This is a genomic window from Vibrio sp. 10N.222.52.C12 (assembly GCF_041474215.1).
In the GTDB taxonomy this organism is placed as follows: Bacteria; Pseudomonadota; Gammaproteobacteria; order Enterobacterales; family Vibrionaceae; genus Vibrio; species Vibrio crassostreae_C.
In genome coordinates, this window is record NZ_JBFRTR010000003.1 from 37,410 (window position 1) to 51,517 (window position 14,108).

At 45.4% G+C, this 14,108-nt stretch carries 13 protein-coding genes and 1 pseudogene; 9 read left to right on the plus strand and 5 right to left on the minus strand.

Going from position 1 to position 14,108, the window contains the following annotated elements; all coding sequences use genetic code 11:
• The first annotated feature begins 71 nt into the window (after positions 1–71).
• A complete protein-coding gene (locus tag AB4623_RS00265; RefSeq protein ID WP_102429238.1) occupies positions 72–971 on the plus strand; it encodes a DMT family transporter in 900 nt (299 codons plus the stop codon).
• A gap of 104 nt (positions 972–1,075) precedes the next feature.
• On the opposite strand, the gene AB4623_RS00270 is transcribed toward AB4623_RS00265, so the two are convergent.
• The gene (locus tag AB4623_RS00270) at positions 1,076–1,501 is read right to left on the minus strand and encodes a DUF3010 family protein (protein WP_017069797.1); all 426 of its coding nucleotides are present in this window, start codon (positions 1,499–1,501) and stop codon (positions 1,076–1,078) included.
• Between the two features lie 257 nt (positions 1,502–1,758).
• On the opposite strand from AB4623_RS00270, the gene AB4623_RS00275 reads away from it, so the two are divergent.
• Positions 1,759–3,396 carry a methyl-accepting chemotaxis protein gene (locus AB4623_RS00275; protein ID WP_372145470.1) on the plus strand — a complete coding sequence of 546 codons (1,638 nt, stop codon included), beginning with the start codon at positions 1,759–1,761 and terminating at the stop codon, positions 3,394–3,396.
• Positions 3,397–3,551: 155 nt separating this feature from the next.
• Here the strand turns inward: AB4623_RS00275 and AB4623_RS00280 are convergent.
• Positions 3,552–3,900: pseudogene (locus tag AB4623_RS00280) on the minus strand (DUF3316 domain-containing protein).
• 209 nt (positions 3,901–4,109) lie between these two features.
• On the opposite strand from AB4623_RS00280, the gene AB4623_RS00285 reads away from it, so the two are divergent.
• Positions 4,110–4,979 (plus strand): LysR family transcriptional regulator, encoded by an 870-nt coding sequence (locus tag AB4623_RS00285; protein ID WP_017064933.1) that lies wholly within the window; start codon positions 4,110–4,112, stop codon positions 4,977–4,979.
• Positions 4,980–5,093: 114 nt separating this feature from the next.
• Here the strand turns inward: AB4623_RS00285 and AB4623_RS00290 are convergent, their stop codons facing one another.
• The gene (locus AB4623_RS00290; protein ID WP_017064932.1) at positions 5,094–6,755 is read right to left on the minus strand and encodes a methyl-accepting chemotaxis protein; all 1,662 of its coding nucleotides are present in this window, start codon (positions 6,753–6,755) and stop codon (positions 5,094–5,096) included.
• Between the two features lie 275 nt (positions 6,756–7,030).
• On the opposite strand from AB4623_RS00290, the gene AB4623_RS00295 reads away from it, so the two are divergent.
• From AB4623_RS00295 to dgcA, 5 genes are all read left to right on the plus strand, one after another.
• On the plus strand, positions 7,031–7,543 hold the full coding sequence (locus AB4623_RS00295) for an RNA methyltransferase (RefSeq protein WP_017061674.1): 513 nt from the start codon (positions 7,031–7,033) through the stop codon (positions 7,541–7,543).
• 87 nt (positions 7,544–7,630) lie between these two features.
• Positions 7,631–8,467 carry an SGNH/GDSL hydrolase family protein gene (locus tag AB4623_RS00300; protein WP_372106787.1) on the plus strand — a complete coding sequence of 279 codons (837 nt, stop codon included), beginning with the start codon at positions 7,631–7,633 and terminating at the stop codon, positions 8,465–8,467.
• Positions 8,468–8,586: 119 nt separating this feature from the next.
• On the plus strand, positions 8,587–9,477 hold the full coding sequence (locus AB4623_RS00305; RefSeq protein ID WP_372106789.1) for a LysR family transcriptional regulator: 891 nt from the start codon (positions 8,587–8,589) through the stop codon (positions 9,475–9,477).
• A gap of 91 nt (positions 9,478–9,568) precedes the next feature.
• Positions 9,569–10,576 (plus strand): N-acetyltransferase DgcN, encoded by a 1,008-nt coding sequence (gene dgcN, locus AB4623_RS00310; protein WP_102332208.1) that lies wholly within the window; start codon positions 9,569–9,571, stop codon positions 10,574–10,576.
• Positions 10,577–10,633: 57 nt separating this feature from the next.
• Positions 10,634–11,620 carry an N-acetyl-D-Glu racemase DgcA gene (dgcA, locus tag AB4623_RS00315; RefSeq protein ID WP_065584091.1) on the plus strand — a complete coding sequence of 329 codons (987 nt, stop codon included), beginning with the start codon at positions 10,634–10,636 and terminating at the stop codon, positions 11,618–11,620.
• Positions 11,621–11,716: 96 nt separating this feature from the next.
• Here the strand turns inward: dgcA and AB4623_RS00320 are convergent, their stop codons facing one another.
• Together AB4623_RS00320 and AB4623_RS00325 are read right to left on the minus strand one after the other, a co-directional pair.
• Positions 11,717–12,505, minus strand: a complete 789-nt coding sequence (locus AB4623_RS00320) for an HAD-IIB family hydrolase (RefSeq protein ID WP_102393449.1) — start codon at positions 12,503–12,505, stop codon at positions 11,717–11,719.
• A gap of 78 nt (positions 12,506–12,583) precedes the next feature.
• Positions 12,584–12,739 carry a DUF3012 domain-containing protein gene (locus AB4623_RS00325; protein WP_017061679.1) on the minus strand — a complete coding sequence of 52 codons (156 nt, stop codon included), beginning with the start codon at positions 12,737–12,739 and terminating at the stop codon, positions 12,584–12,586.
• A gap of 183 nt (positions 12,740–12,922) precedes the next feature.
• On the opposite strand from AB4623_RS00325, the gene AB4623_RS00330 reads away from it, so the two are divergent.
• The coding region (locus tag AB4623_RS00330) for an IS4 family transposase (protein ID WP_372145473.1) at positions 12,923–14,108 on the plus strand (1,186 nt) is incomplete at its 3' end.

The following is a 14,108-nucleotide window of genomic DNA, read 5'->3' on the forward strand; positions in this document are numbered from 1 at the left end:
CTGTATCTTTATTAGTTATCTGTACCCAACTAAGGTAACAGCATTGATGAAGAGTTGACCAGAGGTTTGTAATGCTGATTAAAATGATTCCGTTTGTGTTTGTAATATTGTGGTCGTCAGGTTTTGTCGGCGCACGTCTTGGTGTGGAATACGCGGAACCCGCAACATTACTTTCATTGAGGATGGTAGCCAACGTGGCGCTGTTCTTGGTTTTGATTGCAATCCTTAAGCGTCGTATTCCTCGTGGTCGAGCATTCTTCCACGCAAGTGTGGTTGGCATCTTGATTCATGGTTTCTACCTTGGTGGCACCTATCTGGCGATTGATATAGGTATGCCCGCCGGGTTGAGTTCTCTACTTGTTGGCTTACAACCGATTCTTACCGCATTGATTATGATCAGCTGTACTTCTCAGCGTTTTAATTTTGCACAGTGGTTGGGGTTAGCGCTTGGTTTTGCGGGTATTAGTTTGGTGTTGATGGGCAATATTGAATGGCAGTCAGACGACCAAAAAGGCTTGGCAACGTTATTGTGTTTGGTTTCTTTGGTGGGTATTACCTGCGGCACTTTGTATCAGAAGCGCTTCTGTCAGGGGACAGATATGGTCGGCGGTGCGATGGTGCAATATTTGGCTTCTGCCGCGTTGTTTCTGCCGTTCGCAATGCGTTACGAAACTATGCAAGTAAACTGGACGATAGAATTCACGTTGACTCTAATTTGGCTGGTGGTCGTTCTGTCTTGTGTTGCCATCCTATTGTTGCTTTACATGGTAGAGCACGGTGCATCTTCAAGTGTGGCTTCGGTCTTTTACTTGGTGCCACCGACGACAGCAATCCAAGCGTGGCTTATTTTCGGTGAGTCGTTCGACATGTATGGCGCGATGGGCTTTGCCTTGTCTGCTGCGGCGGTTTATTTGGTGGTGAAAAAGCCTGAGTTAATTAAGGCTCGTAGGCGAACAGTGTTAGAGCGGTAGTTTGTATACCAAACTCATCCTACTAAAAATCGATGACTAGAAACCAAAAAGAGCCTGACAATGCAGGCTCTTTTTTTACTCATTTTTTCGCTAGCGATTGATGACTAGCGTTTCATCAAACAAGCGTAAGCCGTTGTAAACGGTGCTTCTTGGTATTGCTTAAGGCCAGTTTCTTTGAACTTCATCATTAGAGGGTTACGCTTAAGGCTCTCTTTGATGTCAGCAGGAGATACAACGGTTACGTCTAGGCCGTCGATCAGTTGAATCGCTGCTTCTAGTTTGAAACCAAAGCCACCGCCAGCAAATTTGCCTTTAGTTTGGCGCTGACGAATCACAACTTTGTCTACTTGGTAATCTTCCATTAACTTTGCAAAAGAGAATTGAAAGTCTTTCATATTCTGTGTGTCGTTTGCGTCGCTAATTGAAACTTTAGAAACTCGGCAATCAGGAATGTTAAATACACCATCTGATAGAGAAAGAAGACAGATGACTGCATCGTTACCTTTGATTTCAACACCACAAATTTTCATGTTCTTACCTACTTATTTTAGAGCCCTACATTATGGTGTTATTTCTAACACTTCTCCAGTATTTGCGCGTATCAGCGGCAAATAAGTCTAAATCAGAGAGTATTTTAGCCGTCGAAAGTTAACCTTTGATTGAAAAAACATCACACGAATTTACGGTATCGTTTGCTATGAGATGAAGCTCACAAAAGCTTAGCGGGATTTCATATGTGTGCTGTATATTGCGCGCATCCCTATTTGAAGTGTGGATATTAATCCCAATGAATATCAATAATCTTTCGATTAAGAGTAAAATCGCGATCCCGCTGTTGGTGATTGTGATTGTTTTTTCTACCGTTACTGTGCTCAACGTTATCAGATCAAATGCTCAAGCTGCGATTAATAATGAGCTCAATAATGTGGTTCAGCCAGTGCTAGATAACCTAGAAGATGGCTACCGCGATATCTACCAAATCATCGCTTCGGCACAAGGTCTCTTGCTTGCAAAAGATCAGGCAGCGATCGAGTACCAAAAGTTTGAATTTAAAGACAACGCTTACAAAGCGGTTCCTCGTTTCCAAAGTGTGGAAAACTTGTATCAAGCGGGCGTGTTGGATCCATCTTCACGTGGCGAGTTATCAAAGCTTGTTAACGCGATGAGCAAGTGGGTGGCACTGCACGAGCCAATGTTCGCTGATCCAGCAAACGCAGACCAATACAATATTGATTATTCGCCAGCGCTTGACGCAGAGTTTGCGATCATTCGTACTCAACTGCGCGATATCCGAACTCTGATCGAATTAAAGCAGAAAGAGCTTCGCCAGCAAGCTGATGACTCTATTGAATCGAGTAAGTTGATCATTGAAGTAGGTATGGCCGTTGCTGTTTTCGCTGCATTTTTCGCTATGTGGTTATCAAATCGCTTTATCGTTCAGCCAATCCAGAACGTAGAGAAAGCAATGAATGAGATTGCATCGGGTGACGGTAACTTATCTCAACGTATGAAGGTCGAAGGTAATGATGAGATCGCTCGTTTGAGTTCTGCTTTCAACCAGTTTGTTGGCAAGATCCATGTCGCCGTGGAGCAAGTTATTCTCACATCGAACGCAGTACGTGGCGAGATGGAAAACATCAAATCACTCACGCAAAGTGTTGCTGAGTTTTCATCGAACCAACAGCGAGAAAGTGAAGTGGTAGCTGCGGCAGTCCATGAAATGCAAGCAACCAGTGAAGTGGTGAGTGGTAATGCATTAGACGCTGCAACCGCGAGTAACGTTGCAAACCATGAAGTGGAATCGGCTGATACTACGCTTGGCTTAACTGTTACTTCGATTGAACGCCTTGCGCAAGATATCGAGAACGCGGGTGGTGTGGTTCAAGAACTGGACACAGACGTGAAGAACATAGCCTCAATCCTTGGCGTGATCAAAGGTATTGCAGAACAAACCAACCTACTTGCTTTGAATGCGGCTATTGAAGCGGCACGAGCGGGTGAACAAGGCCGTGGCTTTGCGGTTGTGGCTGATGAAGTTCGAGCGCTTGCGAGTAAAACTCAAGACAGCACTGGCGAAATCCAATCAATGATTGAACGCTTAGAAGTGGGTGCTAAACACGCGGTTGGTGTGATGACTGAAAGCAAAGTGAGTGGCGAGAAAACCATTGTTCAAGCAGGAACTGCAGCATCTTCATTGAGTGAGATTCGTAACTCAATTGGCAAGATGAATGACATGAACACACAAATTGCTACGGCGGCTTCGCAACAGTCTCAAGTGTCTGAAGAAGTGAATAAGAATGTTCAACGCATCGCTGAAAGCACCATGCAAATGGTTGAGATGGCAAGCAGCGCAGAAAATGCATGTATGGCATTGGCTGAACAGTGTGAAGCGCTAGATAGCCTTGTGTCTCAGTTTGAAGTGTAATTTTCAAAATTAGACAGACGAATATGAGCTGATAATGGTTGCTCGTATTGAGTCCCATTAATCAGCGGTGAACGACAAAAAAGCCCGCACTCTATGAGTGCGGGCTTTCTTTTTGACTAGGTGATCAGTTTTTAGACCTGATCAATCATTCGGTGTTAGCTGCTGCGACCGTCTTTGTATGTGTAACGGTAGTCAACTTTTACGTTCGCTTGGTAATGAATGTCACCGCTCATGTTAGTGATTTTCTTCACTTCCATATTTCGCGTCATCAATCTTGAACGAATCGTATTTGGTTGTCTGTTGGAACTGTGGCAGTTCTCTTGAAAGCTCAAAAGGTGTTTTTGCGCTTAACTCATCCATAAGGTTGGTGCCTGCATCGTATGCTTCCGCTTCAGTAACAAATGTATCAGATTTTAGCGTTGTTTCTTGAATTGTTGTTTTAGTTGCTGCAAACGCAGTGGTGCTGAGTACAAGAGTTGATGCAAGTATGATTAACTTCTTCAAAGGGATACCTTACTTTGTTGTACCAGTGTTTTAGAGATTCTCACCCTAGCAATAGGGGATGAGGTTAATGTTAGGACAAAAATATGGTTCTGTAAGGGAATGACTATAGGTGCCGAAGATTAATGCACAGCGCATATCAAGCAAGGTGACACTGATATCTAACTTCAATACACTGTATGGGTAACCAAAGTTCAGCATAAGGTAAAGGCATGGCCAATTGGGAAGGGGTAAGTGAGTTTGTTGCAGTGGCAGAGCGTGAAAGCTTTACTGGTGCGGCGCAGAAGCTCGCTACGTCGGTGGCTCAAATCAGTCGTAGAGTAGCAAACCTCGAAGAACGACTCGCAGTGAAACTGCTCAATCGAACGACTCGAAAGGTGTCTCTTACAGAGGCTGGGCAACTCTATTACCAACAATGTAAGTTGTTGGTCGAAGGTTTAGAAATTGCTGAGCTTGCGGTCACGCAGATGCAATCCACACCCAAAGGCTTACTGAAAGTCACCGCGCCTGTGACTTATGGTGAGCGCCAACTCGCCCCAATACTGCATCAATTCTTAAAGCTTCACCCGCAAGTAGAGCTTGAGCTGATGCTGACCAATCAAAAGCTCGATCTTATCGATTCGGGTGTTGATGTTGCGATTCGTCTTGGCCGCTTGGAAGATTCAAGCCTTGTGGCAAAGAGGCTGTCTCAACGCCAACTTTATGTATGTGCAAGCCCTGAATATATTGAACGTTATGGCGAGCCGCATACATTATCAGAATTAAATAATCACCAATGTTTAGTCGGTGGATTTGAACATTGGCGTTTCAAAGAAAATAGACGCCCTCGCTCAGTTCGTGTTAACGGACGCATTAAGTGCAACAGTGGTTTAGCCTTGTTAGACGCAGCTAAGCAGAGCATTGGCTTGGTGCAGTTGCCTGAATACTATGTGAGTGAAGACCTTGATTCTGGTGAGTTGGTTGAGGTGCTGTCCGATTATCGAGATGACAAAGAAGGGATCTGGGCGCTTTATCCTCAGAACCGCAACTTATCTTCAAAGGTTCGCCTGCTGGTGGACTTCCTTTCTGAGCAATTGGATTAGTGTATGGCTTAAAACCTCCACCGATAAAAACGGGCTTCAGAATAGAGATTCTGAAGCCCGACGTGTTTTAGGATTAATTATCGTTTGATTACGGCTTACTAGACCGAAAATGTATTAGACGGTGAAGCGATCCACCAAGTGATACAGCTCATTTGCACGACTGTTGAGGTTTTGGCTACCTGTACGGTTTTGATTCGCGAGTTCTGCCGATTGTGAGCTTTGGTCAGAAATCACCACGATGCGTTGAGATATTTCTTGTCCTACAATATTTTGCTGTTCAGTGGCTGTCGCAATAAGCGAGTTCATGTCCATGATGGTATCAATCGACGCTTGGATCTTCGCCAGTGCTTTGGCTGCGGCATTCGCTTCTTCCACGGTTTGCGCACTTCGGTTTTGACTTGAATCCATCGCTTTCACAGCAGCATCTGAGGCAGCTTTAAGTTGCTCAATCATCTTGTGAATGTCGCCAGTGCTTTCTTGAGTACGGCTTGCCAGTTTACGAACCTCATCGGCAACCACAGCAAACCCACGACCTTGTTCGCCTGCACGTGCAGCTTCAATCGCGGCATTCAACGCGAGTAGGTTAGTTTGCTCGGCAATGTCTTGGATGACCGCCAACGAAGAGGAGATATTCTGCACATCACCTTCTAAACGAGACACGACAGTGTTGGCTTCTGATACTTCGCTCGCTAGGCCTGCCACCGAATCTGCAGCGGCGTTTACTATCTGTTGCGCTTCTTTGGCATTGCCCTCTGCAAGTTTAGCGGAATCCGCCGCTTGGCTAGCGTTGCTCGAGATCTCTTGCGCCGTTGTGGTCATTTCAGTCATCGCCGTTGCAACTTGTTCAGTCTCTTCACGTTGCCCAGTAGCAATCTCGTCGACCTGCGCAGCGCGAGAAGACATGCTAGATGTCTCGGCTACGACTTGCTGACCGACATCGCTTACGCTGCGAATGATGGTTTGCAGGCTTGCCACGAAGGCGTTGAAGTTCTCGCTGAGCTTAGTGAACTCAGGCGCTTTAAATGTTTCCATTCGAGCGGTTAAATCGGCTTCGCCACTCGCGAATGCGCTGATTGAACGATCAAACTGCTCGAGTGGTCGCATGATTGTGCGGTTGACGGCAACGGCAAACGCAGCAACTACTAGGGCAATCAAACCACAGAATATAGCGATCGCCGTCAATGAGCTTTGTAACGCGACATTCGAGCTCTCTTTCATCTCTGCGATTACAGCATCGATGTCGTCAGTATAGAAACCTGTGCCTAGCATCAAGTCCCACTGGGGAACGAATATCGAGTAGCTCAGTTTCGGTAGAGCTTCTGATTGACCAAGTTTTGGAAAGTAGTAGGTGGTGAACTCACCAAGCTTTGAATTCTTGATCAAGTCACGAATCAGGTAGTTGCCTTTTTTGTCTTGCAGGTCGTAGTAGTTTTTACCAATGCCATCGTTATTTTGCCCAACAACTACTCGAACGCCTTTAGAGTCGTAGCCAAAGATGTAGCCAGACTCGCCATATTCGAGAGTTCTTAATGTCGGTAAGGCTTCTTCTAATGTTGCACCTCTTTCCAAGAACGGGCTAATAGAAGATTGAGCCATTTGCAGATAAGCTTTAAGTTCCTTTTCTTTCATCGCCATCATATTGCTACGCGTCGATTCTACTTGTTGTGCGGTTAGCTCGGTGCTCTTCATATACGTCACGCTCATCATCCCAATTGCCATCAGTAGCAGTGGAATAAAAGAGAGAATATAAAGGCGGTTTTTGATGGTTAGGGTCATGTAACGCTTCCTGTGTGATTGTCTCATGCAATTTTCAACACATTATTAATGTGGTTTCAAAATGTAAATGGGCTTGTTGTTTAATTGTTATCCTAGAGTGTTTTTGTTTTATAAATATGATGACGGTTAGGTTTTTGGGGTGAGAAGCCTTGCAACTAGAGGCTTAAGCGCGAAAAAGTGAGTTTGTATCGATGCTTTTGAATTCGACGCTGCTTTGTTAGAATGCGACGCTTTGTAGCACCCTGCTATGTCTATTCGTTAAGTGAGAAAGATTCATGAACAAAAGCCATGTGACTATTGGTTTAACTAACCCAAAGAGCCCGACAAACGTTGGTGCTGTTATGCGTGCGGCTGGTTGTTACCAAGTCGACGAAGTTAAATACACAGGGCAACGCTACGAAAAAGCCGCAAAATTCCACACCGATACTAAGAGTGCTGCGCGTACTATCCCGTTGACTGGTGTTGAGTCGTTTTTAGACAATCTTGATCCAGAAACTAAGATCGTTTGCGTAGAACTCGCAGAAGGTGCAACACCACTACCGCGTTTTAAACACCCAGAAAATGCCATTTATATCTTTGGCCCTGAAGACGGCTCTATTTCTCAAGATGTCGCCGACAGAGCCGATCATGTTGTGTACGTACCAACAGTTGGCTGCATGAACTTGGCAGCGACAGTGAATGTGCTGCTTTACGATCGTCTTGCTAAATCTGATGAAATGGATGAGAGCAACGAACTGATTAAGAAAAGCCGTGATAACCGTAACCATCTGCTAATCAAAGAAAAGTAATTCTCTGCTTCTAGTGTTATCTATCCCGTACGCAATCGGATATTATCTTGAGTTCATCATCAGATAATTGAAGGGTTAGATAACACCATGGAAGACAAGCAATTACTTGCCGCGCTACAGCAACACTCTGTCCTCGATCTCTATCAGTTATTCCAAGAAGTTGGTCAAAACCGCTCTTTGTATGCATTACTAGAGAGGTTATCTTCCCTTAAAGAACATCATCAACTGAGTACTCGTCTTAGCCCTTTTAAGCCTCATATCGAAGGATTGCTAGCTCAATTTGATAGCGCCACGCCAGATAGCGAGATCCTCAAGGCAGTCGCTCTTCAGTCTGAGATTCAGCAACGAGGCCACAGTATGAGTCGTTACATCATGACATCAGATAACCATCGCCATTTTTCCCCAAGTGCAGACCTAGTCATGTTTGGTGATTCGATCACCGAATGGGCCCCGTGGGCGGATATCTTTCGCGATGTTTCGATGGTCAACCGTGGCTTAGCGGGTGACACCACAACTGGCATGTTGCGCCGTATTGATACCACGTTGAATGTGAAGCCAAAGCTGGTGTGTTTTATGGCAGGGATAAACGATTTAGCTCAGGGTTATGATGTTGAACATATCTACCAGAATTACATTGATATGCTTAAGGTGTGGCAAGAAAACGATATTCGAATCTTGGTGCAATCAACGCTTTATGTTGGCTCTAAACTGCAAGGTTTGAATCCTTCGGTTGAACTGCTCAATAGCAAGATAAGCGAGTACTGTTCTCAGCAAGGCATTGCATTCTTAGATGTGAATTCTGTATTGTCACCTAATCAGCTTTTGTCGAATGAGTACTCATGTGATGATTTGCATTTGAATGCCAAGGCTTATCAAGTTTGGGCTGAGGTGCTTCAACCTGCGATAGCTGAGCTACTAAAGTAGACTCACGCAAATAAATAGAAAAATAGACAGCTAATTAAACAGATAGACCGTTAACCAGCTTAGCTAATACAAGAAAAGCCAACCCCTAGATTTGTTTCGCGAACCATAAGGACATCAATGTGAACTTAAGACAGTTGGAAGTCTTTTACGCCATCATGCAAACCGGAACCGTATCTGGAGCCGCACGTAATCTACATGTGTCGCAACCTAATGTGACTCGTATTCTGGCGCACACTGAGCAACAACTTGGGTTTGGTTTATTCGAACGTGTTAAAGGGCGATTAGTGCCAACGGTAGAGGCCCAAACCTTGTTACCTGAAGCAGAAAAAGTGTATCAGCAACTGGGTCAGTTTCGATCTTTGACCAACAAAGTTAAGCAAGGCCATCAGCATTTACGTATTGGTGCGCCACCGATTCTGGCGACCAAGTTGCTGACGCAAGTGATTGCTCAAATGTCTCGCGAACAAGAGCTCTCTTTTGAGTTGCTGACAGCAAACCGTGATGAACTGTGTGCTGGGTTGTTAAAGCATGAGCTTGATATTGCTATCGCGTTTGGCGATGAAGCACCGCCTGCGATATTAAGTGAAACGCTATTAACCGAATCGCTCAAGGTTTTGGTTCCATCCAATACGGTTGAGCAGTTACCGGCAGAATTAACGCTAGATGAGCTTATCAATTATCCGCTCCCAATCATCGGGCTTGATAGCCGCGATCCATTAGGTCTCCTGTTACATCAAAGCCTTATTGCACGCGATGAGCATTATCACCACCCGATATCTGTACGTGGGTATAGCGCTGCGGCGGAACTGGTGAAGCACCAAGCAGGATTTGCGATTGTTGACCCGTGGACGGCAGATCAGTATCAAAATGACGATGCGGTTTGTGTGTTGCCACTTCAACCAGATATTCAATTCTCGGTATCGATGCTTTGCGCAGAGCACACCCCTCAGTCAATTTCCGTTAAGCAATTTATCGCTTCATTGAAGATCTATACTCACCCTATAACTTAAGGTTATAGGCTCGCCATAAATAGGTATTCGGCAGCTATCTAATTCCTAATTAAAGTAAATCCATACAAGGATTTATTAATTAGGAACACTCATGTCTATCGCTCAACCTTACCTTCTTTTTCTTGGGGATGTTACTGACCCACTCGCCGCAAAAACAGCTCGCGGTATTCATCAATGGCGACCAGAAATCTGCCTAGGTCAACTGCGTTTAACGGGTGATACCGTTTCACTGGGCTTAACGGATATGACCCTGCAAGAGGCGCAAGCGCAGGGCGCGAAGACGCTAGTGATTGGTACCGCAAATCCGGGTGGTGTTATTCCTGATTCTTGGCAGTCAACCATTATGGCCGCTGCAGAAATGGGATATGAGATTGCATCTGGCATGCACCAACGATTGAGTGAATTTTCACCGCTTGCTGACATGCAGCAACAAGGATTGACTAAGCTTCATGATGTACGCCATTTTGACGGTGTTCTTAATGTTGGTAACGGTAAGCTTCGTCAAGGTAAGCGCCTGCTTACTGTCGGAACTGATTGCTCAGTAGGCAAAATGTTCTCGGCATTAGCGATTGAAAAGTCGCTTAAACAAGCGGGAACATCTGCTCAGTTTAAAGCGACAGGGCAGACCGGTATTTTGATTGAAGGCAGCGGAATTTCGATTGATGCGGTGGTTGCGGATTTTATTTCCGGCGCGGTTGAAGCGATTAGCCCCGATTTTACCGACCACGAGTGGGACATCATTGAAGGGCAGGGTTCTTTGTTCAACCCTTCGTTTGCAGGCGTGAGTTTGGGGTTATTACATGGCGCACAAGCCGATGCTTTGGTGTTGTGCCATGAAGTCGGGCGACCACATATTCGTAACCTTCCTCATGCTCAATTGCCAAGCATAGAACAGACGATTGAAGCCAACTTACAAGCGGCACGACTGACGAATCCAGATGTGAAATTGGTTGGTATCTGCTTGAACACTTCGGCAATTAGCATTGAAGACGCTGAGACATTATGCCAAGAATGGACCACACTCTATCAAGTGCCCGTGACGGACCCTGTGCGTTTTGGTGTACAACACATTACTGATCATTTGCGACATTCACTTTAACGACTTCATCATTTCTACGTTTCCATTTGTTAAAGCGAACATCAACCGAGTGAAATTATGAAGATTACAGCAGAACCCATTACTATCGCGATGCAAACGCCTTTTCGCATCTCTCGTGGCAGCCGAACCGAGTGTCACGTTGTTCGTGTCTACATTGAACATGATGGCAAACAAGCTCAGGGAGAGTGCACCCCTTACCCACGATACGGCGAGTCATCGGAGTCTGTGTTAGCGCAAATCCAACAAGCGTCTAGCGCACTTGAAGGTATGTTTGAGCGAGGTGTTACCGATCCGGCAGAGCTAAGAGATCATCTTCAGTCTTTATTGACCGGAGGGGCAGCGCGAAATGCGGTCGATTGTGCGCTTTGGGAGCTTGAAGCCAAACAACATGACCAGGTCTTCCCAAATAGCCTGTTTGAGTTACCGAATCAAATCGTGACAGCCATGACCGTCTCGATTGGTACGCCAGAAGCGATGGCGATTCAGGCTCGAGACTATGTCGCAAATGGAGCGAAACTCTTAAAAGTGAAGCTTGATGGAGAGCAAGTGGTAGAGCGTGTTCGCGCGGTACGAGAAGCTGCGGCAGATGTTCAGATTGTACTGGATGCCAATGAAGCGTGGACGGGGCTGAATCTCGAAGAGTTGTTTAATCAACTAACAGAGTTTGATATTGCGATGATCGAACAACCTCTTCCACAGCAGCACGATGCGTCACTGGCACACATCAATCACCCGATCCCACTGTGTGCTGATGAAAGCTGTCATACCACTTCACAGCTCTCATCGCTGTTGGGTAAGTATGAAATGGTCAACATCAAACTCGATAAAACGGGCGGTTTGACTGAAGCATTGGTTCTTGCAGAAGAAGCCCAAAGGCTAGGATTTACGCTGATGTCTGGTTGTATGCTCGGAACTTCTTTGGCGATGCGTGCAGCTTTGCCTATCGCCGTTCAATCTGAAATTGTCGACCTTGATGGCCCAGTCTTACTTGGCCAAGACGTTTCTCCTGCTCTGACTTATCGCGATGGGATGATTATTCTCTAAGTTCGTTGAGCTTCGGGTTAGTCGATGGGCATGACATAAATGAAATCGCATGAGTGAAAGCTTGTGCGATTTTTGCTTCAAAGTCTGAGCGATTATCTAAATTACTTCACTTTTAAGCCTCAGCAGCGCATCCACAAATTCTGCAAACCCATAGCCACCAGGCTGCGACATGACCCTGCTTGGATGATGCTCTAGCTTATCCCAATAATGTTGAATGTTTGCCACGCCAACGGTAAGTGGAAGTGATTCGAACATCTGCTGATCATTCATTGAATCGCCGACATAGCAGGCTTGATTGTGGATTTGCTCAAGCGATAAGCCTTTATTAGCCAGGAAACGGTGCACGGCGTTTTTCTTTGAGTGTTCGCCGTACCAAGCGTTGATATGAATCGAACTTGCCGTCGCGTGTGCGCCTAAAGCGTGTATTCTTTCGAGTACCGCTTGAACAGTTTCAGGGTCAACAGGCTTACGGTTTTGGCCGATATCAATCGCGACCTCACACAAGCGGTAAGATTGATCCAAAGTTAGCGATAGGTCGGGGTAACTCAACAAGATCGCTTCAACTTCTTGTTTTAGCTTAGCTTGGTTCTTACGCACTTGTTCTAGCGGTGTTTCAGATGAGAGTTGTAATGCATCATCTTGCTTCTCTAGTAAGAAGGCGCCGTTTTCTCCAAGCACGGCATCGACAGGCCAGAGCTGCGCAATATGGTCACACCAACCAGCACAGGCTCCCGTTACAGCGACCACTTTGATTCCATTGTCTCTCAGCTTTTGTAACACAATCAGGGTTTCTGGAGGGAGTGAACCTTGCCAAGTGAGCGTGTCATCGACGTCGGTTAATACCCATTCGATGTGCTTCCAGTTGTTGTCTAGTTGGTGTTCCATTAAAACTCACTTATTCCATGGATTGTTTTACACAGAGCGTATTAATTCAGCCCAATGTAGAATTAGAAGCTAACGTGATTAGAAAATACAGTGTTTAGCAAAATCGCCCGCTTCATTAGCCGTCCAGTCACCTTTAGGCTTTTCTTTCATATCCGCACACCAAGCTTCACTGCCAACCTCGGTACAAGCCATTAATTGAGTAGCAAGGAAAAGTATCAACGCGATTTTCTTCATAATAAACATTCCGTTGTGGTCTAAATTTCTGCTTATAACTGTATCAAATCCCACAAGTGATTGTTATAGCTGCTACATAGACAGGATCTTAAGAGCTAACTTGTTTATTTAGATAGAAAAAAGGCTTCATTTATGATCAGATAATCGTCGCCAAACAAACTACCTACATCAATAGTGAAGCCGATGACGATTATCTCCTTACAGAAGCAATTTAAGCAATTCTTTAATGCTGACACCCTCCAAAAAATGGCGAAAAGTACAGGCCTGATGAAACGGTGTCGGGCGATATTACCCGAGCAGCTAGTCATTAGCTTAGTGGCCGCGTTAAGCAAAGGAAACTGCACTTCCATTGCGGATTTACTGCGACAATTCAATGGGATGTGCTTGAGCCCTGAAGGTGCCGTGGCATACAAGCCTTACCATAACCAGTTGAGGAAAAATGAGTTTCCTAATTTCATGCGGCAACTTGTTATGCGAGCAATAGCTCAATTTGCTCGCCAGCAGAATGTCGGTCTACCAAATAAGCTCGACACCTTTGATGATGTACTGCTTCAAGATGGCAGCTCTTTCCACATCCATCGTGACCTGGCGGATGTTTATCCGAGTCGATTTAAACGTAACCCTGCAGCGGTTGAATGTCATATGACAATGTCGTTGAAAAGCTTTTCTCCAGTCGCGATGAACATCAGCGCTGATACGGCATCAGAAAGAGATTTTTTACCTGAGCCCAAAACGATGAACAACAAATTGCTGTTAGCTGACGCAGGGTATCCTGATTTCCACTTCTTTCGAGAGCTTGAACAGCATGGCGGATTCTATATTGTCCGAGGTGCTAAGTCTCTGAACCCTATGATTATTGAGGCAAGGAACGGCAAGGGGCGACTGCTGCCTAAGCTAGAAGGGAAGAAGCTGAAAGACATTACTCGAGGTACCAACCGTTCGCAGGTCCTTGACCTAAAAGTCCGTCGAGGTAAACAAGAGTTTAGAGTCGTGCGACGATGGTTTGCTGAAGAAAAACGATTCTGCATTTGGATAACTAACTTACCTTCAGACACCTTTACTGCCGATGACATCATGGCGATCTACCGCTGTCGATGGCAGGTGGAACTGCTTTTTAAAGAGTTAAAGTCTCACACCAACTGGCAACGATTTGTCACCGCACAAAAGGCCATCGTTGATGGGCTCATCTGGGCCAGTTTACTTGCGCTGATCATTAGGCGTAGTATTGCGCTTCAGATAATGCCATCGGTCTCATTGTTTAAAGCGGCAAAAAATGTGGATGTCTGGCTGTTACCAATATTTGAATGTATCAGTCACGGCGCATGGTCAGAAATCAGCAATAAAATCGAATGGGCTACCAGTTATATAT